The sequence below is a fragment of the Asticcacaulis currens genome, from assembly GCF_028550395.1.
GTDB classification, from domain to species: domain Bacteria; phylum Pseudomonadota; class Alphaproteobacteria; order Caulobacterales; family Caulobacteraceae; genus Asticcacaulis; species Asticcacaulis currens.
Window position 1 is genome coordinate 419,876 of sequence record NZ_JAQQKW010000002.1, and the last position, 24,374, is coordinate 444,249.

The window sequence follows — 24,374 nt, forward strand, 5'->3', positions numbered from 1 at the left end:
TCTACTCCACGCGCGACACAATGAGTGAGGCATTGCTGCCGCCGAAGCCAAAGGCGTTACACAGGCTGTGGCGGATGTCCACACCTTCGCGCGCCGCATTGGGTACGTAATCGAGGTCAAGCTCCGGGTCAGGCGTACCGAAATTGACAGTCGGGACAACGAAGCCTTCGCGCACGGCCAAAAGACTGGCCAGCAGGCTGACTCCACCCGCCGCCCCCAGCAAATGCCCGTGAAAGCTCTTGGTCGCCGATACCGACAGACGGGCGGCGTGCGCACCAAACACCGCCTTGACGGCCTTGGTCTCCGATATATCCCCCGCCAGCGTCGCCGTCCCATGGGCGCTGACGTGGCCCAGCGCCTCCGGAGAAAGACCGGCATCCGTCAGGGCCAGAGTCATTGTTCGCGCCTGACCGTCGCTATTGGGGGCGGTCATATGCGTCGCATCGGACCAAGCCCCGTAGCCCGAAAGCTGCGCCAGCGGCTCAGCCCCTCGCGCGCGTGCCGCCTCAAGGGTTTCCAATATGAAAAAGACGGCCCCTTCCCCCAGCAGAAGCCCGCCCCGCTCATAGCAAAAGGGGCGCACAACCGCTTCCGGCCCTTGCCCCAGCAGGCGCATGGCCGTCCATATCCGCAGCATGGTCTGGGTCAGCGGGGCTTCGGTGCCACCGGCAATAACCCGCTGGCAACGACCAGACTGAAGGCGCGTCACCGCTTCGCCGATCGCATGGGAGGCCGATGAACAGGCCATGGCATAGCTCAGGCTCGGCCCCTTGCAGCCCCATGTGATGGATATCTGGGCCGCAGGTGCGTTGGCCATGCAGCGCATCAGGGTCTGGCTTTTGACGTCCTGCCGCTGGTGCCAGTCGAGCACGCTCTGTTCGATCGACTCCAGCCCGCCCCCGCCGCAGCCAACATAGACACCGGCCTCGTCAAGGCCGGGGCCCTTTCCCAAACCTGCCATGGCGAGGGCATCTGTGACCGCGGCCAGAGCCAGGACGGCACAGGCGTCCATCTGTTTGGTGCGGAGGGCATCCAGCCCCGGATCCCCGACCCGCCCGCCGGCAAAGCCCGTCAACTCACCGCCAAGCGGCCGCGTCGCGGCCTTACCGGAACGGTACAGTCGGAGGAGCTCCGCCATCGAATTGGCACCGGGCAGGCGCAGGCCGAACCCGGTGATGACAACCGCCGGCCGCGCCATGTCAGGCCGCCGCCTTTTTCGGCGATCGCTCGATCAGGGCCAGCAATTCGGGCATGGAGCCGACCGCATGGAGTTCACGGTCATTGATGGATATGCCCAGACGGTCTTCCACCGCCATGACGATTTCGATCATTTCGAGGGAATCTATACCCAGTTCTTCGAGGCTCGTAGCCTGACGAACGGCCGCTTCGGTCGTATTCATTTCCTTGGCGACGACCTGATAGAGAACGGTCGAGGGGGTCTGATCAATAGACACGGTCAATGCTCCCGGACACGCCGCGTCACAGCCGCGCACGCAGTCCAACAAAGGCCGTCACATTCTCACGAGGCCCTGTGTGACCTAAAGGGATGGCGATATCAAGGCAGGCCCGATTTTTCTACCAACGGCCGAAGATGCTGACCGCATCCGGCCGTCGAAGAAACGAGAATGTCTCATATGTGTCAGTGACATGAGACATTCTCGAATGGAATACCAAGGGTCATTTTCAATGACCCTTGGTATTCGGCCCTGTTTTTTGCCGGATTTGTGGTGTTGTGTATGTCTGACCAAGGAGGGCGAAATGTGGATAGGGATTGTGGCGCTACTGGGGATAGGGGCAACCACGCCCGCGGGTGTGTGGGTGACGCAGGACCGCGACGCCTGGGTCCGCATCGCCCCCTGCCCTGGTCAGACCGCCGTGCTGTGCGGGCGAGTCGAACGCCTCCTCGATCCCGCCGAGGCCAGTGCGAAGGACGAACACAATCCCGATCCGTCGCGCCGCCATCAGCCGGTGACCGGCCTGCAAATTCTCAGCGACTTCAAACCGACGGCACAGGGCTGGACCGACGGTAAAATCTACGACCCGGAAGACGGCCGCACCCATACGGGACTCACCTTACGTCTGGAGGGCAAGGACCGTCTGATCATTTCAAAGCCGCTGGGGGTTCTTAAGGCCGAGGTCGGACGACAGGTCTGGACGCGCGTGGCCCCCTAAAGCTCATGAAAACAGACGATCCGCCATCGGACATGACCGGAGGATCACACCGATAACCCATCATAATTTGAGGATTTTTTCAACTTCGCCGGACGCTGGCGGCAGCATCCCGACTCCCTCGACTTCCTGAACCGGAAAAAGGCGTCCCCTCACGGCGTCGGGACCGCTTCAAGCGCGAGCGTCTTTTGACGGCGAAATACACCCGTGGGCATTCTGTGCCTTTTTGAATTTCATCGCTTTGTACACACGCACTCATCCATGGCGTGTACGGCGACGAACAGGCCTGCACAATCTCATTCTCGAATAAGGCGCTGAACCCGTTATCCCGCCTCGGCGGCATCGCAAGCACCCGCACCGTTACGATCGTATCGCCAACGCTTGGCTCAATCTTTCAAGCTGAAGCGAGTGGTGACGTTCAGGGACAGAACCTCGCCCGTCAGACTATCCGGTGGGCGAGGTAGGGGTTGCGCCTCATTCAGCATGGCAAGTGCCGCACGATCAATATCCGCCGAGCCCGATCCACGCTCGATGCGCGACGTCAGGACGCGCCCCTGGCGACCCATCTGAAAGCTGAGGACGACCTCGCCTTCGACGCGACGGCGTTTGGCCTGCGGCGGATATATTTTGAACTGTTCAATATGGTGGCGAAGACGCGCGGCATAGGCCGCTGGGGGCGGGGCTTGAACCTCGCTCGGACGCGACGCACCGGCTGCGGCGAGCGGGGAAGTGGAGGCCGCGGCCGCAGGCGCACCCGCCGACGGAGGGGCCGCGGCGGGCTCGGTCCGAGCGGAGGCCGGAACCGCTTGCGCGGAGGGCATGGCTGCGGCGAGTGCCGACGAAGACGACGGCTGTGACGTCGAAACCGCTGTCTTCACAGGGTTTTCAGAGGGTTTGATATCCGCAGAGGGGGGTGTCTGTATCTCTGCCGCTGGCGGGGCCGTCTTCGCCACGGCTGGGCGCACCTCCATTGCCACCTCGAACACCGGGCTTTCAACCGGCGGGGGTGTCGGCTGAGGCGCCAGCCCCGCGACGGCCAGCAGGAAGCCCCCGTTCACCAGAACGGAGGCCCCCACAGCCAGGCTTTTTTGACCCTTGCTCGTCACCGCTGGTTTCAGAACGTTTTGGCGAGGCTCAGGCGGACCGTCTGACCCGCGGCCGGCAGATAGCTGAGGTGCGGCTGATAATAGGTGTCGAAAATATTGTCCCAGTTCAGACGCGCCTCGATCCCGGCGAGCGGGCCGGACACCGGGCGATAGTTGGCAAACAGGTTATGCACCGTGTAGGACTTGCTGGTGGCCGAAACGACGCCGGTGGTGGCGTTGTAGCTATACTGTTTGTCGGCGATATCGCCTTTCCAGCCGAGCGTGACCCCCGTTTCAGGGAACACCCAGCCCGCCGTGAGGTTCAGTTGCTCTGCCGGGAGGGTGTTAAACGCGATATTCGTCAGCTTGTTATAGCCATTGACCGTGGACCATGCCGCGCGCCCGAAGACATGGCGTGAGGCGTATTCGGCCTCCAACTCGGCCCCTTCGTAGCGCGCCTCACCGACATTGGTGTAGGCCGAGGCCGTGGTCGAGGTGCGCGTCACCAGGTTTTTGATATCGTTCTGGAACACGGTCAGCTTGAGGTTCAGACCGTCGCCTTTAGAGAACAGACCGCGCTTCGAATAGCTGGCGCCCACCTCGCGGTTTTCCGACTCTTCCGGCTTGAGATTGAGGCTGATGGTCTGGGCCGCACCGCGCGTGTAGATCTCATCCAGCACGGGCAGACGCTCGGTATGCGACAGCGAACCGAATAGTTTGACCTGATCCGTCAGCGTATAGAGCACCGCCAGCTTGGGCGAGGTAGCGTCCAGTTCGACGGAGGAAGGCACGCCGGTCGTGCCCACCACATAGGTACCCGCCCCCGGTTTCAGCTTCGACTTATCGTAGCGGATACCGGGTATGAGCGTCAGCTTATCCCCGATCAGGATTTCATCCTGCACATACAGGCTGACGCGGTTCATATCGCCTTCGGGGTGGGTGGTCGCGCCATTGGTCAGGCTGCCCGTCGCGCTGTAACGCGGGTTGCGGCGCTCCTGATGATAGGTCTGCACGCCGACGGTCAGGAAGTGCTCGACGGGACCGGTGGTGAAGGTCGAGACGTTCTCCACCTTCGCCTGCACGGTCTTGTAGCTGTACTGCGAGGTATAGCCGAGCGCGGCAGGCGAAAACTGGTTGTCGCGCTGATCCGTTTTCGATTCGTCGAAGGCGATCTGCGCCTTGAGGTCCAGCCAGTCATTGCCCTCAAAGGCGTTGTCGTAACCGATGACATAGTTGGTGTCGTCGGTCTTGCGGCGTACCTGACTGGTCGTAAAGGCCGCCTGCTGATCATATATCTGCCAGGAATCGTCGCTCCATTTCTGCGCTGAGGCCCAGACGCTGTGCTTGCGGTCGCCGCCGATATAGTAGCGGCCCTTGAGCAGCACCGACTCGCCTGCCGCTTGCGACGGGTTGACGATCTTGCCATTGCCATCGGTGTAGTTGCCGAAGTCCCGCTTATTGGCGACCAGCAGCACGTCGAGGTTTGGCATCGGCTTGGCCGCCAGAGTCGCCGACAGCAGCGTCCCCTCGCTGTTGCTGTCGTAGCCGCCTTTCAGACGCACCGCGAAGCGATCATCGCCTCTCAGGAAGTCCGAAGCGTCCTTGGTGGTGAAGTTGACCGTCCCGGCCAGCGCGCCGGAGCCATAGACGGTCGATGAGGACGGCCCGCGCAGCACCTCAACGCGCTTGTACAGTTCGGTATCGGTGAACAGGCTGCCCATGCGGTAGCCCTCAAAAAACTTGGTGACGCCATCGACCGTGAAGACCACGCGGCTGTCCGATTCTGACAGGGCGGTGCCCATGCCGCGGATGTTCAGCCCCTGCCCCAGAGATGAGACGCCTCCGGCCGCATCGACCCCGGCTACGCCTTCCAAAAGTTCGCCCACCGTACCGGCCTGCGCGTTTTCGAGGTCCTCCTGATCGAGCACCGTCACCGACTGCGGCGTATCGGTGGCGACCTTTTCCTTGCCCGCCGAGACGACGATGCGCCCCAGCGACAACTGGGTGGTGGCGTCGGCTGTCTTGTCCGCTTCCTGCGCCAGCACCGGCGCGGCAGACAGGATCAGGGCGTTAAGCGCCAGAGTACTGACGGCCGGCAGACGGTATGATTTGAGTGACATCCCCATACTTCCTTTCAGAAAAAATCGGCTGAGATTCGCCATGGACCCCACGTCCATAATTGCGAATAATTCTCATTTACTCGCCGACTACACCCTGAGGCGATGCGACGTCAAGCCACTTGCAAATAATAATGATTCTCATTATTGGATTCATGTCTTTCGGGCCACAGGGCTCTTTCAGGGATCACACGACATGACCGCCTATCGCTTTATCGGCATTACCCCGTTGCTTTTCTTTGGTTTATTGACGGCGCCCGCCCTGGCGCATTCGCCCTATCTCAAGCCCGCGGCCTTTACGGTCCCGGCACCACGCGACCACGTAACGATCGAAGCGGCCTTCTCGGACGGCGATCTGCGTCCTGACGTGGCCATGAAGTCGGACGCCTTCCATATGATCGCGCCGGACGGGACCGACACCCCCCTGCCCCCGGCAGCGACGCTGAAGGACGCGGTATTTCTCGAAGCGCCGCTAAAGGCCGAAGGCACCTATCTGATCTCGTCCGGCGTGCGTAAGGGCCGCGTGGCCAAGGGCGTCCTTCGCGACGGTGAGGTGCACTTTCTCGAAGGCCCCAATGCCGCCCGATCCGGCGAAACCGTGATCGACGTGCAGAGCCTTACGCGCGCCGATGTTTATGTGACACATGGTCGCCCCAGTCGTCCCGATTTTCGCAGCGACGGCGTCGAACTCTTCCCCGTTACCGCGCCCTATGACGCCTATGCGGGTGAACCCTTCACCGTACGCGTGCGTGAAAATGGCCAGGGTCTGTCGGGTCAAGGCGTCACCATCATCACCGATGGCCAGACCTATGCCACGCCCAGGGTTGGCGAACAGACGTTGCGCACCAATGACGCGGGCGAGGTTACCTTCACGCCGAAGACCGCCGGTCTCTACCTCCTTCAGGTGCGCGTGCGTCGCCCCGCTGAAGGTCAGGCGAACCTGTGGCTGAGCCACACCGCCACCCTCACCCTTGAAGTCCTGCCCCAATAACCTGTTCTGTAAGGATAACCCAGATGAAAACGTCTCTTCTCATAACCGCCCTCATCGCGGCCTCGGCCCCGGCGCTGGCCGCCTCACACTCCACCTCGACCTTTATCGAGGAACAGGACCTCAATGGCGACGGCAAGGTGTCGCTTGAGGAATTCAAGGCCGGTCGCGCCATCGAATTTCGCAAGGCCGACTTCAACGAAGACGGCAGCTTGAGCGAGGCCGAATACATCGGTGAATACGAAGGCCGCCTGATGGCCAGACTCAGCCGCATCGGCGACCCGGAAAAGCGTCTGGAGGAACAGCAACGCCAGATGCGTCAGGCCAAGGTCCGATTCGGCGTCCTCGACAGCGACAAGAACGGCGCCATCAGTCAGGCGGAACACCTCGCTTCGGGTCTGCGTATGTTCGACCTGCACGACCGCAATAAGGACGGGGTGGTGGATCACAAGGATGTGGTTCTGACCGAAGAAGCGGCAAAGAACGGCAAAACGGGCGAGTTTGTCAATCCTTAGAAAGATACGCGGAAAGGCCGTCAGGCGAGATCCAAAATGAGGATGCTTTTCCGAAAACGCTGCAACCAAAGAATCTGGAGCGGAATGTCAATGCCTGTAAACCGCATTCCGCTCTAAAGATTTAATTCCCAAATCATCGGCTTGCCGGTTTCCACCACAAAGCCTGCCAGAGCGAAACTGTGGCATGGGGTCGCCATGGGTCATTTCGGTGGTGATCATGTGTCGAACCTCAGGACGGAAACGGTTTAGTGTCGATGCGGCAGGCGGGCATTGAAGAGGTGCATGGTCGCTAACAGCGCCGCCCCCGTGACGCTCAGGGGCGTTTCCCAGGCTTCGGCCGGCGCATAAAATGCCGCCACGCTGAGCAGCCCCAACCCCGCAAAGGCCATCGCGCTCAGCCCTGCCCGTCGCCAGCCGCCGGAGCGGATCAGGGCAAACAGGCTCACCGGGGCGGCCAGCCCCACCAGCACCTGATGGACGAGCGGGTTGTCACTGAACACCCCCAGAAACGGCAGGGCCGCAAACACCAGCGGCATCACGAGGCAATGCGCCACACATAAACTCGACAGTCCCATAGCCAGCGCATCAAGGGTCCGGCTTTTGGAAACTTTACGCGCGGCCGACATGAGGCCTCCTTTTCAGTTGCGGTCCGATTGCGTTATATTATAACATATCAAAATTCAAGCACGCATGAGGCGCCCGTGACCAAACTTCCCGTGACTGTTCTGTCTGGTTTTCTGGGGGCCGGTAAGACGACCCTCCTCAATCACGTCCTGCGCAATCGCGAAGGCCTGCGGGTGGCGGTGATCGTCAATGATATGAGCGAGGTCAATATAGACGCCGCTCTGGTCAGGGGCGGTGACGCCAACCTGTCACGCACGCAGGAAAAGCTGGTCGAAATGTCCAATGGCTGCATCTGCTGCACCCTGCGCGAAGACCTGCTGGAAGAGGTGCGCGTGCTGGCGCAATCCGGACGCTTTGATTATCTGCTGATCGAAGGCACGGGCATAGCCGAGCCCATGCCGGTGGCGGCGACCTTCGATTTCGTTGAAGAAAGCGGCGTGTCTCTGGCCGATCTGGCCCGCGTGGATACCATGGTCACGGTCGTCGATACATTCAACTTCCACCGCGATTACGGCTCCTCCGATTTTCTGGCCGATCGTGGCGAAAGTCTCGGCGAAGACGATACCCGCACCGTGGTCAATCTGCTGGTCGAACAGATAGAGTTTGCGGATGTTATTGTGCTCAACAAGCTCGACCTCGTCACCGACGACCAGCGGCGTGACGTCGAAGGCATCTGCCGTCAGTTCAATCCGCTGGCGCGCATCGTCTATGCCGAAAAGGGCGTGGTGCCGCTAAGCGACATACTCAACACGGGTCTGTTCAATATGGAGCGCGCCCAGTCGGCCGCCGGCTGGCGACAGGCGCTGGAGTTCAACACCGTCCCCGAAACCGAAGAATACGGCATATCGAGCTTTGTGTACCGCGCCCGCCGTCCGTTTCATCCGGCGCGGCTGAAGGCGGTTCTCGACCGAGAATGGCCGGGTGTGTGGCGCTCAAAGGGCTTTTTCTGGCTGGCTTCGCGCATGGACTATGTGGGGTCGTGGTCGCAGGCCGGGGCCGCGGCCACTCATGAGTGGGGCGGCCACTGGTGGGCGGCCATCCCGCCGAACCGCCGCCCGAACGACCCGGAGTCGCGCGCCTTTCTGGATCAGGTGTGGCGCGCCCCCCATGGCGACCGGCGGCAGGAAATTGTGCTGATCGGCAAGGGCATGGATCAGGCGGCCCTGAGCGCCATGTTCGATGCGGCGCTGCTGACCCCGGCCGAGTGGCAACGCGGCCCCAAAAGCTGGGCAAAACTGCCTGACCCCTTCCCCGTCTGGGGACGCCAGAGCGAGCCCGCGTGACATGCCCCTGTGCGCAGAAAATCTGGCCGTGCGACGTGGGGACGCCCTTATCGGGCTCCCTGATCTGCACTTGAGCGCCGGTCAGACCCTGGCCCTGACCGGCCCGTCCGGGGCAGGCAAGACCTCGCTGCTCCTCTGTCTGGCGGGACTGATCGCGCCCGTAAACGGTACGGTGCAGTTGGAAGACAAGCCCCTCTGGCCCAGCAAGGCCATAGATCGCGCGCGTTTGCGCGGGCGGCGCATCGGCTTTGTCTTCGCCGACTACCGCCTGATCGACTCCCTTAGCGTTATGGACAATCTTCAGATGGCCCGCGCCAGCGCCCACCTGCCGCTGGATGTCGCGCGTGCCCATCACCTGCTCGACCGGCTGGGCATATCGGCCCTGACACACCGGCGCGCGGATCGCCTCAGTCAGGGTCAGGCCCAGCGCGTGGCTCTGGCGCGTGCGGTGATGAATGCCCCGGCCCTGATACTGGCTGATGAACCGACGGCGGCTCTGGATGAGACCAATGCCGCAGCGATGTTGTCGCTGCTGCTCGATCTGGCGCAGGACGAAGGCACGGCGCTGATCGTCGCCACCCACGATGCGCGGGTGAAGGCGCGTCTGGGCGCTGTCGCCGAAGTCGTAACGGGGGCGCTGACATGATGTTCGCGCGTTTCGTACTGGCGGGCCTGTGGCGCCGCTGGGGGTCCACCGCCCTGACCCTGCTGATCGGGGCCTGCGGGCTGGCCGGGCTTATCCTGATCCTGTGGGCCCAGACCGCCCTGCCCGAAGCGGTGAAGGCGCGCATTTCCGAAACCGACATGGTGGTCGGGCCCAAGGCCTCCGGTCTCGACCTCAGCCTGTGCTGCGCCCTGCATCAGACGCCCGCCCCCGGTCTGGTGTCCCTGAATTCTATCGAAGCCCGCCTGTCCGAGCCTGATCTCAAACCCTATATCCGCGCCAGTGTACCTATCGCGCTGGGGGACAGCGTCGAAGGCATCCGCATCGTCTGGACGCGACCAGACATCGTCGGCTTCTATCACGCCCGACTGGCACAGGGGCATCTGTGGGCGCAGCCGATGCAGATGGTCGCCGGCGCGCAGGCCGCAAAGACGCTGAATCTGCGCCTCGGTCAGACACTGGGCTCCAGTCACGGACTGGCCGGTGAAGGCGAAGCGCACGCCGCACGCTACACCGTCACCGGCATCCTGGCCCCGACGGGCGGCGTTATCGACCACCTTCTGCTGTCCGATCTGGGGTCTATCGCGTGGGTCCACGCGCACGGCCCGGACGCAGACGATCACGACCACGCCGAAGCCACAGACGGTCATCATGTCAATGCCGTTCTGGTCAGCTTCACCTCTCCCGTGGCACTGGCCGCGGCCCCTGCCCTGATCAATCAGAGCGACACCCTGTCGGCCGCCAGCCCGCAACTGGAACTGGCGCGGCTGCTCAGCCTCGTGCACCCGGTCATCTACTTCGCGACAGGGCTGTTTGTAGCCATCGGCGCTTTTGGCGCGCTGGTCCTGACTCTGTCGCTGGTACAGGCGCTGAACCGCCGGGCGCGTGACCTCACTCTGCTGCGGTTTATGGGGGCGACCTCTCTTGATCTTAGCCTGATCTGTCTGGCCGAAGCGCTGCTGATCGTCCACGCGGCGTTGGTGCTGGGCGTGGGGCTCAGCCTGTTGGGACAGTCCGCTCTCACCCACGTCCTGAGCGCCTATGGCCTGTCTCCTCACCCCGGCCTGCCCGTTGATCAATGGCCCTGGCTCTATGGGGCGGCCCTGCTGACCGCGTGCCTGAGCGCGCTTGTGCCCGCCCTGCGCCTTGCCCTGACCCGTGATGATGAAGGATTCCGCGCATGAGACGCCGCGACCTGATGTTTTTCCTGCCTGCCGCCCTAAGCCTTGCGGCCTGGCGCGAACAAAAGGCTTCGACCACCGATGGCGAACTGAGCGGCGAGCGTGCCTTTCAGCGCACCCTGCCGCGGTCATCCGACCCTTTGTGGGTGAAGCTGCGCCAGTGCAAGGTCAGCTATAACGCCAAAACCGCCCTCTACAGCCTGACCCCGACGGACGAGGTCAAGGCTCTGATCGGGCAAACCCTGAAGGTCCGAGGCTTCATCATTCCGCTCGATGGACTGGACCTGACGAAGCATTTTCTAATCGGCATCAACACGCCGGTGTGCCTGTTCCATCCTCCGGGCGAGCCCAATGAGGTGATCGAGGTGCGCAGCCTCAAGGCCGTAGCCTGGAACGACAAGCCCCTGACCATTGAGGGGCAGTTCAAACTGACCAGCAATCCGGAAATGGGCGTCTTTTTCGCTATGACGAATGCCAAGCCCGTTAAGGCGTAGGGGCTCTGTGGCACTTATGCGGGCACTTTCAGTATATGCAGTATCCGAGATAGGTGCTGGTGAACCGCCTGTGTGCGCTCAGCAGAGGTCATGCCACGCAAATCGCGCCCCAGACCCTGCAACCAGGTCGAAACCAGCGCGGCCGTCTGCCTGTCTGCCGCCGCACCCTCACGCGGAAGACGCCTGAGTGTCAGATAGGTGGTCTGACCGCGCGTATAGCGGATCATCGCCCCTACGCCGGACAGGCTCGGGTCGCGCGCCGCCTGCGATACCAGTTCCTCCATACCGCGCATGTGGTTCTGCTGCTGCGGATTATCGAAGAAATGCGTCATCCCCGCCATGAACTCGGCGCGACTTACCGTTTCTTCTGCGTAGGTTGGCGCCGTATCGTTGGCATCCGGACGGGTCAGGCGGGCATAGATGGCCGCCCATGCCGCCCCCAGAAGCGCATCGCTGGAAGAGAAATGATAGGTCGTCGCCCCCAAGGTCAGACCCGCCGCCGCCGCCGCTGCCCGGTGCGTGACCGCCGCCGCGCCGTCGCGCTCGACCAGATCGGCCGCCGCTTCGGCAATCTGGGCCTGCACAGACCCCGCCACCAGAACGCCCGGCGTATACCGATGAACTTCGGTCTGTACACAGGCGCGCAGAGGCGTGGTCCCGGCCTCCCCGCTCAGCAACAGGCGCAGCCAGCTCACGCAGCTTTCCGCGAGTACGGCCCGATCCAGCGCCGGTCGCCAGATCAGGCGGTGCATGAAGGCCTCGCCGTAAAAAAAGTGCCGCATCAGCGCGCTGTGAACCGAAAGGCCGGCGCGGGCGCACAACGCATCAAAGAAACGGGTCCACAGCGCCTGCCACTGCCGCGCAGCATCGGCATAACCAGGGTTCCGCCCGGCCAGCAGCAGGCATTCGGTCCACGCAAAGGCCAGATCCGCCGCCTCCGTGCACCACGCCTCGATCAGTCCGGCCAGGATGTGTCCGAAGGACTCTCCCTGCGCGGCGGACAGGTCCAGTGGCGTTAAATCCATCAGACGCGCCTCGCACCACTGGCTGGCGGCTTCGATGGCTTGCGCCTGGGCCGAACATAACATCTGTTCAAACCCGCCAAAATAGTAATTGATCTGAGAGGCTTGCACGCCCGCCTTCTGCCCGACGAGGCGCGCACTCATCTGTGCGCGACCGTGGCTGCGCCACATCCCGCCTACAGCCCGCAGCATACGCTCCGCAGCCGATCCCTTAGGGGAATCGCCCGCCCCGCCTTCTTGGCCCTGCAAAGCCTGACCCAAAACCCGTATAGCCATTCCAACGCCAACCCTACGCCTATATGCGCCGTCTATAGACCGGTTTGCAGCCAAAAAGCCACAACGTTTTGCGAAACGCACGCAGGGTACTGCCGTTGCAAATCCTTTATATAACCGTTCAAATTTTTACATACAAACGTTCTAACAACCGGTCAGATTAATCATTCTGGCTGGGGATAGTCATGACCGTCTTTACCTTTAACCGCGTGCGACTTGCCGCACAGACCGCGCTCATGGGCAGCCTAGCCCTTCTGAGCCTGAACGCTACTGCGTCCCATGCGGAGGCCGCAGCGTCCGCCGCCGAAGCGCCTGCCGATGCCCTGCCGGAAATCGTCGTGACGGCGCAAAAGCGCGAAACCCGGCTGCAAAAGACACCGATTTCGATTTCGGTGATGAACAAGGACGATTTCAGCAACCGCCATGTGCAGTCTCTGGCAGATCTCGGCGATGGGGCCATTCCATCGTTGCGCGTCGCACCTTTCTTCTCGCGTAGCTCGGCCCTGACCATCGGCATGCGTGGCGTCGGCAGCATGGGCGATGCCAACCAGCCCAGCCGCGATCAGGGCGTCGGCGTCTATGTCGATGGCGTCTATATGGGCCGTGCGCAGGGCCTCGGCATGGCGCTGCTCGACATCGAGCGCGTCGAAGTGCTGAAAGGGCCGCAGGGCACCCTGTTCGGGCGCAATACCGAAGGCGGCGCCATCAGCATCGTGACCAAAAAGCCCACCGGCGTCTATGGCATGAACACCACGTTCGGCCTGTCGAACTTCAATGGCTACAAGCTCGAATCGCACCTCAACCTGCCGGAAATGGACAATGTCAGCGTAAAGGCCGATCTGGTCCTGTCCAAGCGCGATGGCACGGTGAAGAACCCGCTGGACGGCGCGCCGGATTTCAACGCCTATGACAAGGGCGGCGTGCGCCTTGAGGCCCTGTGGCGGGCCAGCGACAGCGTCAGTGTGGATTATGCTTTCGACACCTCTCGCGATGCCAGCACACCCTATTATGTGCAACTCCTGAGCAAGGGCAGCCTGCCGCTGGCACCGTTGACCCCGACCCAGCCCGACCGCGCCAAAAGCGCTCTGATCGGCGTGCCACTGCAGCACAGCGTCGGCAATACCAGCGGCCATACACTGGTCATTGACTGGAAGCTGTCGGACGGCCTGAAGCTGAAATCCATCAGTTCGTATCGCAAGCTGACGCAGTCGCAGTTCGACAACGGCTCAACCGCCCTGTCGGTCTTCGCGCCCAACGGCAATTTCAGCCGCTACAGCCTCGCCAATTTCGACCAGAGTCAGTACAGTCAGGAAATCCAGCTGATCGGCGACAACTCGCAATTCCACTATGTCGGTGGCGCCTTCTTTTACCATGAATCGGTCGCCGACGACGCCTGGGCCCCCAACACGCTGCAATGGAACGCCACCGGTACGGGCTATACCATCCTGCCGGCTCCGGTGAACGCCACCCCCTTCCCTGATCGCGCCTCGACGGCGAAAACCGACAGCGCTGGTCTGTTCGGGCAACTGACCTGGACCCCCGACGCCTTTGACGGCAAGGCCCATCTCACCATCGGGGCCCGCTATACCGAGGACAAAAAGCAGGGCGAACTGCTCAAGGTCAACGGGGCCATACCGGTGGTCAATGGCGTGGCCGCCATCCAGCATCTGGACGCCAAATGGGACCGTATCGATCCGATGGTGACCTTGGCCTACGACGTGACCGACGATATCAATCTCTACGCCAAATGGAGCACGGGCTATAAGGCTGGCGGGGCCAATTCGCGCTCGCTGACCTATCGCGCCTTCGGTCCGGAAAGCGTCGAGGCGCGCGAAATCGGCCTGAAGTCGGAATGGTTTGACCGCAGCCTGCGCTTCAACCTCGCTGCCTATGACAGCGACTATAAGGACACGCAGATCGACTTCAACGCCGTCATTCCGGGCAATACGCGCGGCACGCTGGAAACCACCAATGCGGCGGGTACAGCCAAGCTGAAGGGCGTCGAAGCCGATATCACCTATCGTCCGTTGCGCGGCCTGATCCTGGGGGCCACCTACGCCACCAACTCGACCCACCTGCCCAAGGCTCCGAACCCCTTCGTCACCGGCAACCCGCTGGTCGCGGTCTATCCGCTGTATGCGCCGAAAAACGCCTATAGCGTCACGGTGGACTATAGCCGCCCCGTTGGCAGTGCCCTGTTCAAGGCGCATCTCGACGCCAATGGCGCCAGCGGTCAGAACACCAGCTCCGCCGATCCGACCCGCAGCGACAATTCGCTGATCGTCAACGGCCGTCTGGCTCTAGCCAATATCGCCCTGCCGGGTCAGAACACCGCGCTGCAACTGTCACTGTGGTCGCGCAACCTGACGAACGAAAAGCACGTTTTCATGCGTAACTTCAACGCCGCCCTGGGCACCTACGGCATCTATAACGAGCCGCGCACCTACGGCATCGAAGCCAATATCAGCTTCTAAACCCTATCCAGCCGGGGCGCCACCTGCGTGCCCCGGTTCACCTTTCCCTGCAAAACCTATCTGCGAAAGCTAACCATGTCCAAACCCGTCCGCGCCTTAGGTCTGTGCGCCGCGCTCCTCTTCGCCGCTGTGGCCCCGCAGGCCGTGGCCCAAGCCTCCACACCGGTTGCGGTCGAAGCCCGCTCTCGTTTGATCGCCATTGAAGGAAGCAACAATTTCCGCGACATTGGCGGCTACAAAACCGCCGATGGCCGTGAAGTGAAGTGGGGCATCCTCTATCGTTCGGCCGCCATGAACCGCATCACCCCAGCCGGCTTTGGGCAGTTGAAGGCGCTGGGCATCAAGACCAATGTCGATTTCCGCGCCACGCAGGAACGCGCCAGCGCCCCGGCTGTGTGGCCCGCCGACATGAAGGTCGCGGTCTATTCGCAGGACTACGACATGGACATGACACCGTTCATGGCCTTTTTCCAGAAGGGCACAGTGACCGCCGATGACACCCGCGCGATGATGGCGGGCTTCTACGCCGATGCGCCTTTCAAGTTTGCCGATCAGTACAAGCGCCTGATGCGCCTGATTATCGACGGTGAAACCCCGCTGGTCTATAACTGCTCGGCGGGGAAGGACCGCACCGGTGTCGCCACGGCGCTCATCCTGACGATCCTGGGCGTGCCGCGCGCCACTGTGACCGAAGACTATCTGCTGTCCAACCGCTACTACACCCCGGACATGCCCAAGGCGGGTGAAAAGGAAGACCCGATGATGGCCGCCTTCCGTCGCCTGCCCCCGGACGTGGTTCAGGCCCTGATGGGGGTCGATGCGCGCTATCTCGACGCCGCGTTTGCCGCCATTGAAGCCCGTGAAGGCGGCTGGGACCGCTATGTGCGCGAAGATCTGGGCCTCAGCGCCGCCGATGTGACCACTCTGAAGACGCGCCTCCTTAAATAGCCGAACGCGTTAGAGCGCAATTCGATAAAGTGGAAACCGCTCTATCGGATTGCCCTCTCGTAGCAGACCCTAAAACCTTCGGGCGTCCGGATGATCCAGGCGAACCTCGGGAATATCAAAGGCCCGAATGACGCCCTTGGGGCGGCTGATCGCATATAACCGGCGGCCCTTGACCGTCTTGTCCCAGACGAAGGCCTGCCCCTCGGCGGCGATGTCAATGGTTGCCAGATGGATCAGAACCGGCCCCAGACGCGGCTTGGCCAGCACATAAAGCTCGGTGCGGTCGTGCCCCAGCAGATAGAGCAGGCCGTCCGGGCCGATGCCGCCACCGGAGGCCGCATTAGGGGCCATGCGCGCCTGAACCGCGTCAGGGATCAGCCAGCCGCCGGTGCGTCGCCACTGCGCGTCATAGGTGACGATGGCGCTGTAGCGGCTGCTCTTGAACCCCGTGCCGCCCTTGTCGTCATAATGGGCAAAGCCCGCCATATAGCCGCCCCGATAGGGCTCGAAAAAGGTCAGAGAGCCTTCGTCCAGCAACCCCAGACCGTGGCTGCGTTTATGGGTCATGGTGCGGGCATCGAACACCTCGACCGAAGACCCCATAGGCACTTCGGGGAAGTTGGAATTGGCGCACCACAGTTCGTTATGGGCCGCATAGCACGAATTGATGTGGCGGATCGGCCCGTTGCGCGGGCTGGTCCAGCGGGCGATCAGCGCCCCGCTCTGCTTGTCGTACTTGCCGATGATCGAATTGACCACCGCATAGACGTAGCGGCCATCGACCGCCACGCCCTGACGGGCTTCCGGGGCAGGATATTCGCGGATCAACTTGGCCGTCCCGGTCTGCACCACCGGCGGCGTCCACTCTTCCAGCTTCGGGAAGCCGCTCGATTGAGCGGCCACGGGCGATACCGTCAAGGTCAGCAGGGCGGCAAGGGCGAGAGCGCGCATATCAGGCCTCATTTCAACGGCAGGGCATAGACAGCAATGTGATTGGCGACCGGACGCTCGCGCCCCGGTATGCCCGTATGGATGGGGCGGTTCAGCACATCCGGCTTGTGGTTGGCCCCCTCCCTGACAAGGGTCGAGGAACCGCCGCCATCCAGATTGATAGCATCCGCCGCGCCGAGCGCCACAAACAGGTCCGTCAGTTCTGTGAGGGTCGCCCCTTCGCTATAGCCCTTCTGGCGACCATCGACGACCACCAGCCAGGCGGTGTGGCCATCTGCCGACACACCGATGGCGGTGCGCGGGGCGCGGGTCATGGCGTAATTGTTATCGAAGGCCAGAAAGCTCTGCACGTGCCGATCGCTGAGGAGGCGCGGCCCCGCAGCGACGGCGTCGGTTTGCCCCGCCGGGCAGACCTGACCCTCGCGGATCAGCACCTGCGCCGCCTTGAAACAGACGATAGAGTTGACGCGGATATCGAGGTCGGTCTCGACCGGCGAGACCCTCTGCCCATGCGACAGGGCGGCACCGGAGACGTTAACCGGGTCGCCGCTCTTGGGGTAATAGTCGTCCGCCCCCTTGCTACCACCCGCAAAGGGCAGGAAGTAGCTGGCATTGATCACGATTTGCGCCCCGGAGCGGCGCTGATATTCGCTGGCCGTCAGCGCGACGTGTTCCATGCCTTTCGAGCGGTCGCCCGGCGTCACCTCAAAGTGCAAACCCGCCCGCGTCAGGTTCAGCGTCACGATATGCGCCACCATGGGCTCATCGCCGCCCCTCACCCGCTTCTCATAACGGACGCCGTCGAACAGCGGCGTGGCGGGGGCTTCGAGGCTGAGCGGCGGCAGGGGTTCGGCCTGAAGCGCCGCAGGGATAGACAGCAGCAGAAGCGCCGCAAGAACAGATTTCATGTGTTGAACTCACAAAAAGAAACGGACAGGCCGAAGCCTGTCCACAGCCTGCCTATTGCTTGAAGGCGACGCCCAGCCAGAACTGGCGACCGAAATAGTTGAGGTCACGCACACCGTACTGATCGTAGTTTTCGCGATGCTGGTCCGTCAGGTTACGGATTTCGCCGATGATCTGATAGCGGCCCAGAGAATAGCGGGCGGTAAAATCGACCTGCTTCCACGCCTTGTCATAACGGTTGGTCGAAGGGTCCGTCGTTGAGAAGGAGGTGTAGCGCTCCCCTGTATAGGCATAGGAGACGCGCGCCTTCAGCGGGCCGTCTTCGTAGAAGACCGCGACATTGGCCTGATGCGCCGGCTGACGGTTGAGACGGTCGGTACGCACGCCATTGGGAAGATCGGCACGGCCATGCAGGCGGGTATAGTTGGCCGATGCCCCGAAGTTCCTCAACAGACCCGGCAGGACATCGAAATTGTTCTTGATCACGCTGAATTCCAGACCGGAAATGGTGGAATTGGCCACGTTCTGAGGCTGGGTCACCGTATATTCGGCCCCGTCAATGATCGTCTTGCCCAGCGTTATCGAATAGATTTCATCCTTCAGGTCTTTGGCAAAGGCCGCGACCGAAATCATGCCCGCCTTGTTGGGGAAGTAGATTTCCAGAGCTGCATCGTAGTTTTTGGCCTTGCGCGGCTTCAGGTCGGGATTGCCGCGTGTCAGCGTGAGACTGCTCGCATTGAGACTTTCATTGGTGCCAAGATCGGAAGGGTTGGCGCGACCGATGGCCTCGAAATAGGCCGTGCGGAACTTAAGGTTCGGGAGGATGGTATAGCTAAAGACCACCGAGGGCAGGAAGTTGTCGTACGTGCCCTTGCGAGTCAGCGGCGTGACCGTGTTGCCATTGACGCGATAACCATTCACTTCGGTCGCCGTATCCTCGTAGCGGCCGCCAAAGATCAGGCTGTGGCGTTCACCGGCGTGGCGCAGTTGCACGTAAAGCGCATCGACGCCTTCGGTCACCACATAGTCGTTGCTGATGCGGTTGAGCGCCGTGGTGGCGGTGTTGAGGACAAACTTCGTCGGATTGGCGCGGCGATCCGCCTGAAACTTGTCGAAATCAATAAACAACTGGCGCGTCGTGGCATTGACCGAGGTGTAGTCGGCCGGCATCAGAACATCCTCCAGCGTCGAGGTCTGGCCCGCCGCCAGGGCGTAAACGTCCTGATAGCGGTCAAAATCGCGCGTCAGATCGCGCGTCTTGGCCCCGGCCCCGAAGCCCCAGCCGTGATCCCCACGCTCCATATTGAAGCGCCAGTCGAGCGAAGCCTCGGTGATATATTCGTCGCTGTCGTCCTCGTAGGGGGTGTAGCTGTTGAACTTGTAATTGAACGGGGTGAGGAAGGTCGTCGGGTTATCCAGCACCGCCGTCGGGATGCCGTCATTGATCGCGTAATTATAGGCATTAGCCGCCGAGGTGGCGAGATTGTACTGCAACTGGTTGGAGGCTTCGACGAAGGAGGCTTCCGAATAGGCGGCGCGGAACTTGACAATGTTACGATCGTCCGGAGTCCAGTCGGCGCTGGCCTGCACAATGGTCAGCGGCTTGTCGATGGGGAAGTCGTTGAACCGGACGAAGCCGCCGGCGGTCGTCACGCGCGCCTTGTTGCCGGAGGTCAGGGCCGTGTCGGTCGAAACCGTCCCGCGCGTCAACTGATGCGAATGGCGCAGTTCGTTATCGGCCTGAATATAGTAGGTCGTGGTCAGGGCGGTCTTCAGCGTCTCAGAGGGACGCCATTCCAGTTTCAGCGTGCCGCCGTAGCGATCGACCGAGTTGGGGTAGCTCGACCACAGATGCGCCGACTGCACCGGGACGCCGTTGGTCAGACTGTAGCTGCCGGGGACGAAGCGCTCCTGATCGCGGCGCTTGCGCGAGAAGGCCCCGGTGAACAGGACGCCGAACTGATCTTGGCTGCCGAAGGTCGTCGAAACCGTGCCGTCGAAACGGAAATTGGCCCCGTCGTCGCTGCTGCGGCCATAGCCCTTGCCGGGCACCTTCTGGCTGTCGCTGGTGCCGACAAAGGCGCTGCCGACCCAATAGAGCCCCTTGCGGTCAAAGGCTGAACGGGTGATCAGATTGAGCGTACCGCCAATGGCATTGCCTTCCATGTCCGGCGTGCGCGACTTGAACACCTCCAGGCGCTTCACCGCCGAGGTCGGCACGGACTCCAGATTGAGCTGACGGTTGCCGCGTTCGGAAGTGGCGATGGTCGAACCATCGAACGAACCGACGGTGAAGTTGGGGTCAAGGCCGCGAATGCCGACAAAGCGGCCTTCGTCCTCATCGAACTCGGTCTGCACGCCCGGCATGCGGCGGAAAGAATCCGAGATATTGTAATCGGGCTGCTGCCCCAGTTCGTCGCCGGTCATGAACTCGGCGATGCGCTCATCGGCGTCCTTCAGGATCATGAGCTGACGGTTTTGCAGGCGAAAGCCCGTCACAACCACTTCCTGCACCGGCTCAGCCGCAGGCGCTTCCTGCGCGTGAGCGGACACAAGGCCCGTAGCCATCATAGCCAGGGTCAGGGTCGAAACGCCCAGACCTAGTTGGGATTTACACATAATCAGCCTCCAGCACCCGAATTGCGATGACGGGGCAATTAAACCCATTATGCGTATTATTTATGACATTTGAACTGGAATTTCCGGATATGATTCCCGATTTCGGGCATTTATAGCGGAATTTAAACCCATTATGCGTAATTTAAAGAAGGGTTTTGCTTTATATTGACGCATCGTGTGTTATAAATGCGACGCCGCATTTATCTTGCAGCCTCCGCAACGCCAAGCTATCTGGCTGTGAGATTGCCCTATGACCCGACCGCCGTTTGACTGGACTCTTAATGCTTGCCCTGACCGATCCGTTGCTGCCGACCTCCGCCACTGAACGCCGCATACTCAGTCTGGTCCAGAGCCGTCAGGCCACCACGCAGGCCGACATCGTGGCGCACACCGGCCTCAAACAGCAGACCGTGTCGCGTACGGTAGGCGACCTGATCGAACAGGGCTTCCTGCTCGCCGGGGACCGCGTGGCTTCGGGACGCCGGGGACCGCCGGGTACGGCCCTGTCGCTGAATCCCGATCACCTTTTTACGCTGGGCGTGTCCATCATGGCCGACGCCGTCTCTGTCCTGCTGATGGACCTTGCCGGGCAGGATCGCGGCTATCGGCGCTTCACCCCGCCGGTCATGTCGCGCGAAGGCGTACTGGACGGCGTGCAGCAGGCCTTTGCCGATCTCTGCGCTGACGCAGCCATCAGCCCCCGACGGGTCATCGGCATCGGCATCGGCATTACCGGGTTTGCGCTGGAGGACGGGCGACGCTTCAATGGTCCACGCAGCCTTGATGAGTGGGCCGGTGTCGATGTGGCCGAAATCTTCGAAGAGACCTTTGGTCTGCCCGCCTGGGCCGATAATGACGGCAATGTCGCTGCCGCTGGCGAAAGTCTGGTTGGCATTGGCCGCTGGGCGCGCACCTTTGCCTATATGTATATCGCCACCGGCTTTGGAGGCGGGCTGGTGATTAACGGGCAACTGATGCGCGGTGTGCATGGCAATGCCGGAGAATTTGCCGGCTCCCTGCCCAAATTTGTTTACACGCCCCCCACACTGGAACTGCTGCGCCACTGCTTCGCGCGCCGGGACGAGGAATACGACACCATAGGCGACATGCTTAACGCGCTGAATATCCACTCGCCTGCGGTCAATGACTGGCTAAATCGTATCAGCGACTCCCTGTCTCTGGCCTGTTCGGCCTGCGCCGCTATCGTTGATCCGCAGGCCATCGTCATCGGGGGCCGCGTGCCACGCGCCCTGGCCGAACGCATGATCGAGCGCGTGGATTTGCGCCATGCGCCGCGGCGCGGTTTTGACCGGCCTCAGCCGCGCGTCGTTCCCTCAGAAGTCACCGGCGACGCCACCGCTTTAGGGGCCGCCGCCGTACCGCTCAAGCTGCGGGTGTTCAAAACCGAACTGTTTTAAGCCCTGTCATATCGGTGTGCGCAACGGCCTCTATGCTTAGCCTGTGAAACTTGCCAACATGCCCTCGCCGTCGCGTCTGAAGCTTGCCTATGGTCTGGCCAGCTTTGGCAAGGCCTTGTTGTGGAACGCCTCCAGCCTGTTGTTCATCTTTTTCCTGACCGAAGCCGTGGGCCTCGCTGCGGATGTCGCCGGTAGCATTATCGGCGCTTCACTTGTGCTCAATGCCATAGCGGACCTGGTGATCGGTCGTCTGATGACGCGCTTTGTCTCCCACGCCGCCGCAGCGGCGCGGGCTCAATTCTACGGCAGCCTGCTGGCCGGGCTGTGCTTCGTCCTCTTCACCTATGCTGGTCGCATGCCGCAGGAGGCGCGCCTTATCTACACCATCGCCGCCCTGATGGCGTTTCGCATCGCCTATGCCCTCTACGACGTGCCGCATAACACCTATTTCGCCCTAGCTTCGTCTTCGGACTCGGACCGTTTCGGTCTGGCCTCCATCCGCTATATCGCCAGCGGCGCGGCGACCCTGTTTCTGACCGGCGTCACAGCCTCGTGGGTGCGGCACACAGGCCTTCACCATATGGGGAAGATCAGCGTGGTGTCAGGCCCGGACTTCTTTCTGATCTCTCTGGCCCTCGTGACCCTGTCTTGCGGTTTTGCCTTCCTGCTGTCGCGGCACCACGCCGGCGAAGTCATGGTCTCACCACACACACCGGTCCCGCCCGCCCGCTTGGCTCTCACGGCAGGTGCAGGGCCCAGCCCGGCCTATCTTTATCTTATCGCGGCCATGGTGTGCGTTTCGGCCACCGGCCCTTTTTTCGACAAGCTGGAACCCTATTTCACCGCCTATGCAGCGCCGGACGCCGTGTCAGCGTTGGGCTTCATGACCTTTGTGGCGCTGGGCAAGCTGCTCAGTCAGCCGCTGTGGGCGTGGCTGACCCGTCGTCAGACACCGGAAACCCTATATACCCTTACCGCCCTGTTTCTGGCCGCCGCCTGCGTGGCCTTTTTTACCCTGAGCCGTCTGACCCCGCCCCTCACCCTGAGCATTGGCCTCCTCTATGGGGCCGCTGGCGGGGGTGTCTCCATGTACACCTGGGGGCTGTTCGCCAAGGCCGTGGCGTCCGACGCGGCTCAGGCCACCAAATGGTTTGGCCTGTTCACCTTTGGGGCCAAGCTGGCACAGGCCGCCGCCGTCTACGCGGTGGGGATGGGACTGGAACGCATTCCTTATCGCGCCGCTGGTCAGGGCGGCGACGCTATCGTCGCCCTGATGGTGCTGCCCTCGCTCGCCGGGGCTTTGGCCGTTGCGCTCATTTCCTTACGTCTGCGCAGGCTGTCGCTGCAAACCCCATCTACGTAGGGGCCCCGAGCAGGCTGCCGACACGCTGATTTCATTCCGCTCCAAAAAACAATCGCTTCAGCGGCAGAAGGCTGGCGCCGATAGCCGCGACCTCCCCGGAGGCTTCGGCCGGAACGATGCGCGCCACCGGTCGCGGCACGCTGCGGCGTTTCTGATCGAACAGCTCGATGTGCGGAATGACGCGATGCGCCAGCTCTGTAGGCATCTGCCCGCCCAGAACGATAGCGTCCACATCCAGTATGGCCGTGGCGTTCGAAGCGATAATGGACAGAGAATCCTTCACGCGCGCGATCCATTCTTCAATTGCGGGCCAGTCGGCGTTAAATCCCTGCACCATCGCATCGACCGTGTCGAAGGCCTCTCCCTCACGCACCACCAGTTGCCGCAACAGCTCCAGATTAGGAAATGGAAAGATGTGTGGCGGCAGGCCGCCGGCAAATTCACCGGCATTGCCGTGCCGCCCCCGCCACGGCTCGCCGTCAAGGATGACCCCGCCCCCGACGCCTGCTGAAATATACAGATAGGCAAAGCTGTCGGCCCAGCGCCCGACGCCAAACTGGCTTTCGGCCACGGCAGCGGCATTGCCGTCATTATCAGCAAGGGCGATCACACCAAAGCGGTCAGCGAACAGCCGCTCGACATCTATCCCGGCCCATTCCTCGAGATAGGTGGGCGTGTTGAACCCGCCGCCCGCGATGAAGGAGCCCGAAACGGCGATTCCTATACCGGTTAGCTGCGAACGCGCGTAGCCGACCGAACCGCAGAGTTCATCGAGCGCTTCATCCACCGCGTCCAGCGTGCGCGACACCCCCACCGGATTGAGCGACAGCCCTTTCTGGGCACGGGTCGCGCCTGAAAAATCACTAATGACCAAGGATACACGACCGGCCAGAACGGCAATACCGAGGCTGAAACCGTGTTCAGGCCGCAGCGACAATGCCGTGCTGGGATAGCCCCGACGGCCCTCGGCACTGACCCGCCCGCCCGTGCCCACCAACCCTGTCTCACCTAAGCGCGCCAGAATGCGCGAAACGGACTGCTGCGTCAGTTGGGTCTGTTCGACAAGCCCGGACTGGGTCAGGGCGCGATGGCGAAACAACAGGCCCAGAACGCGCCGATCATTGCGGCCAAGCTCGGGAATCAAAGGGATATCGATCTGCATGAGGGCCTCATACCCCATTTTATATAAAGACACACTTTATTTGTGCCTTGTCACATTAAATACACTTAAAGTGTGTTAATTGGCGCCTGACACGAAAATTTCCCGCTTCACTCTACAC

At 62.0% G+C, this 24,374-nt stretch carries 21 protein-coding genes and 1 pseudogene; 12 read left to right on the forward strand and 10 right to left on the reverse strand.

What is annotated here, in order from left to right; genetic code table 11:
- Position 1: 1 nt before the first annotated feature.
- Together PQU94_RS05135 and PQU94_RS05140 are read right to left on the reverse strand one after the other, a co-directional pair.
- Positions 2 to 1,198: a beta-ketoacyl-[acyl-carrier-protein] synthase family protein gene (locus PQU94_RS05135; RefSeq protein ID WP_272740413.1), complete on the reverse strand. Its 1,197-nt coding sequence runs from the start codon at positions 1,196 to 1,198 to the stop codon at positions 2 to 4.
- A gap of 1 nt (position 1,199) precedes the next feature.
- Positions 1,200 to 1,454, reverse strand: a complete 255-nt coding sequence (locus tag PQU94_RS05140) for an acyl carrier protein (protein WP_272740414.1) — start codon at positions 1,452 to 1,454, stop codon at positions 1,200 to 1,202.
- A gap of 304 nt (positions 1,455 to 1,758) precedes the next feature.
- Between PQU94_RS05140 and PQU94_RS05145 the strand changes: the two genes are divergently transcribed.
- Positions 1,759 to 2,172 carry a DUF2147 domain-containing protein gene (locus PQU94_RS05145; protein WP_272740415.1) on the forward strand — a complete coding sequence of 138 codons (414 nt, stop codon included), beginning with the start codon at positions 1,759 to 1,761 and terminating at the stop codon, positions 2,170 to 2,172.
- Positions 2,173 to 2,455: 283 nt separating this feature from the next.
- Positions 2,456 to 2,545, forward strand: a pseudogene (locus PQU94_RS05150) (IS5/IS1182 family transposase); the annotation flags it as partial.
- A gap of 10 nt (positions 2,546 to 2,555) precedes the next feature.
- On the opposite strand, the gene PQU94_RS18155 reads toward PQU94_RS05150, so the two are convergent.
- Both PQU94_RS18155 and PQU94_RS05160 read right to left on the reverse strand, forming a co-directional pair.
- Positions 2,556 to 3,245: an energy transducer TonB family protein gene (locus PQU94_RS18155; protein ID WP_272740416.1), complete on the reverse strand. Its 690-nt coding sequence runs from the start codon at positions 3,243 to 3,245 to the stop codon at positions 2,556 to 2,558.
- A gap of 38 nt (positions 3,246 to 3,283) precedes the next feature.
- Positions 3,284 to 5,374, reverse strand: coding sequence for a TonB-dependent receptor domain-containing protein (locus PQU94_RS05160; protein ID WP_272740417.1), 2,091 nt, complete (start codon positions 5,372 to 5,374; stop codon positions 3,284 to 3,286).
- Positions 5,375 to 5,567: 193 nt separating this feature from the next.
- Here PQU94_RS05160 and PQU94_RS05165 point away from each other — a divergent pair, with 193 nt between their 5' ends.
- Together PQU94_RS05165 and PQU94_RS05170 are read left to right on the forward strand one after the other, a co-directional pair.
- On the forward strand, positions 5,568 to 6,362 hold the full coding sequence (locus PQU94_RS05165) for a DUF4198 domain-containing protein (protein ID WP_272740418.1): 795 nt from the start codon (positions 5,568 to 5,570) through the stop codon (positions 6,360 to 6,362).
- Between the two features lie 23 nt (positions 6,363 to 6,385).
- Positions 6,386 to 6,874, forward strand: a complete 489-nt coding sequence (locus PQU94_RS05170; RefSeq protein ID WP_272740419.1) for an EF-hand domain-containing protein — start codon at positions 6,386 to 6,388, stop codon at positions 6,872 to 6,874.
- A 245-nt stretch (positions 6,875 to 7,119) separates the two neighbouring features.
- Here PQU94_RS05170 and PQU94_RS05175 read toward each other — a convergent pair whose 3' ends face one another.
- Positions 7,120 to 7,500: a MerC domain-containing protein gene (locus tag PQU94_RS05175; RefSeq protein ID WP_272740420.1), complete on the reverse strand. Its 381-nt coding sequence runs from the start codon at positions 7,498 to 7,500 to the stop codon at positions 7,120 to 7,122.
- A 75-nt stretch (positions 7,501 to 7,575) separates the two neighbouring features.
- Here PQU94_RS05175 and zigA point away from each other — a divergent pair, with 75 nt between their 5' ends.
- From zigA to PQU94_RS05195, 4 genes are read left to right on the forward strand one after another with little or no spacing between them, the layout of a single operon-like run.
- Positions 7,576 to 8,781: a zinc metallochaperone GTPase ZigA gene (gene zigA, locus PQU94_RS05180; protein ID WP_272740421.1), complete on the forward strand. Its 1,206-nt coding sequence runs from the start codon at positions 7,576 to 7,578 to the stop codon at positions 8,779 to 8,781.
- 1 nt (position 8,782) lies between these two features.
- Positions 8,783 to 9,427, forward strand: coding sequence for an ABC transporter ATP-binding protein (locus PQU94_RS05185; protein ID WP_272740422.1), 645 nt, complete (start codon positions 8,783 to 8,785; stop codon positions 9,425 to 9,427).
- Positions 9,424 to 10,629: an FtsX-like permease family protein gene (locus tag PQU94_RS05190; protein WP_272740423.1), complete on the forward strand. Its 1,206-nt coding sequence runs from the start codon at positions 9,424 to 9,426 to the stop codon at positions 10,627 to 10,629. The genes PQU94_RS05185 and PQU94_RS05190 overlap by 4 nt, the downstream gene beginning before the upstream one ends.
- Positions 10,626 to 11,120: a DUF3299 domain-containing protein gene (locus PQU94_RS05195; RefSeq protein ID WP_272740424.1), complete on the forward strand. Its 495-nt coding sequence runs from the start codon at positions 10,626 to 10,628 to the stop codon at positions 11,118 to 11,120. The genes PQU94_RS05190 and PQU94_RS05195 overlap by 4 nt, the downstream gene beginning before the upstream one ends.
- A 14-nt stretch (positions 11,121 to 11,134) precedes the next feature.
- Here the strand turns inward: PQU94_RS05195 and PQU94_RS05200 are convergent, their stop codons facing one another.
- On the reverse strand, positions 11,135 to 12,334 hold the full coding sequence (locus PQU94_RS05200; RefSeq protein WP_272740425.1) for a TetR/AcrR family transcriptional regulator: 1,200 nt from the start codon (positions 12,332 to 12,334) through the stop codon (positions 11,135 to 11,137).
- 266 nt (positions 12,335 to 12,600) lie between these two features.
- Here PQU94_RS05200 and PQU94_RS05205 point away from each other — a divergent pair, with 266 nt between their 5' ends.
- Complete coding sequence (locus PQU94_RS05205; RefSeq protein ID WP_272740426.1) at positions 12,601 to 14,889, forward strand: TonB-dependent receptor; 2,289 nt, start codon at positions 12,601 to 12,603, stop codon at positions 14,887 to 14,889.
- Between the two features lie 75 nt (positions 14,890 to 14,964).
- Positions 14,965 to 15,837 carry a tyrosine-protein phosphatase gene (locus PQU94_RS05210; protein WP_272740427.1) on the forward strand — a complete coding sequence of 291 codons (873 nt, stop codon included), beginning with the start codon at positions 14,965 to 14,967 and terminating at the stop codon, positions 15,835 to 15,837.
- Between the two features lie 69 nt (positions 15,838 to 15,906).
- Here PQU94_RS05210 and PQU94_RS05215 read toward each other — a convergent pair whose 3' ends face one another.
- From PQU94_RS05215 to PQU94_RS05225, 3 genes are read right to left on the reverse strand one after another with little or no spacing between them, the layout of a single operon-like run.
- Positions 15,907 to 16,788, reverse strand: a complete 882-nt coding sequence (locus PQU94_RS05215; protein WP_272740428.1) for a hypothetical protein — start codon at positions 16,786 to 16,788, stop codon at positions 15,907 to 15,909.
- An 8-nt stretch (positions 16,789 to 16,796) separates the two neighbouring features.
- A complete protein-coding gene (locus PQU94_RS05220; RefSeq protein WP_272740429.1) occupies positions 16,797 to 17,696 on the reverse strand; it encodes a phosphodiester glycosidase family protein in 900 nt (299 codons plus the stop codon).
- 52 nt (positions 17,697 to 17,748) lie between these two features.
- Entirely contained in the window at positions 17,749 to 20,313 is a 2,565-nt protein-coding gene (locus PQU94_RS05225) for a TonB-dependent receptor (RefSeq protein ID WP_272740430.1), read from the reverse strand.
- 281 nt (positions 20,314 to 20,594) lie between these two features.
- On the opposite strand from PQU94_RS05225, the gene PQU94_RS05230 reads away from it, so the two are divergent.
- Together PQU94_RS05230 and PQU94_RS05235 are read left to right on the forward strand one after the other, a co-directional pair.
- A complete protein-coding gene (locus PQU94_RS05230) occupies positions 20,595 to 21,731 on the forward strand; it encodes an ROK family transcriptional regulator (RefSeq protein ID WP_272740431.1) in 1,137 nt (378 codons plus the stop codon).
- Positions 21,732 to 21,774: 43 nt separating this feature from the next.
- Positions 21,775 to 23,094, forward strand: a complete 1,320-nt coding sequence (locus PQU94_RS05235) for an MFS transporter (RefSeq protein WP_272740432.1) — start codon at positions 21,775 to 21,777, stop codon at positions 23,092 to 23,094.
- Positions 23,095 to 23,125: 31 nt separating this feature from the next.
- On the opposite strand, the gene PQU94_RS05240 is transcribed toward PQU94_RS05235, so the two are convergent.
- Entirely contained in the window at positions 23,126 to 24,256 is a 1,131-nt protein-coding gene (locus tag PQU94_RS05240) for an ROK family transcriptional regulator (RefSeq protein ID WP_272740433.1), read from the reverse strand.
- Positions 24,257 to 24,374 lie beyond the last annotated feature (118 nt).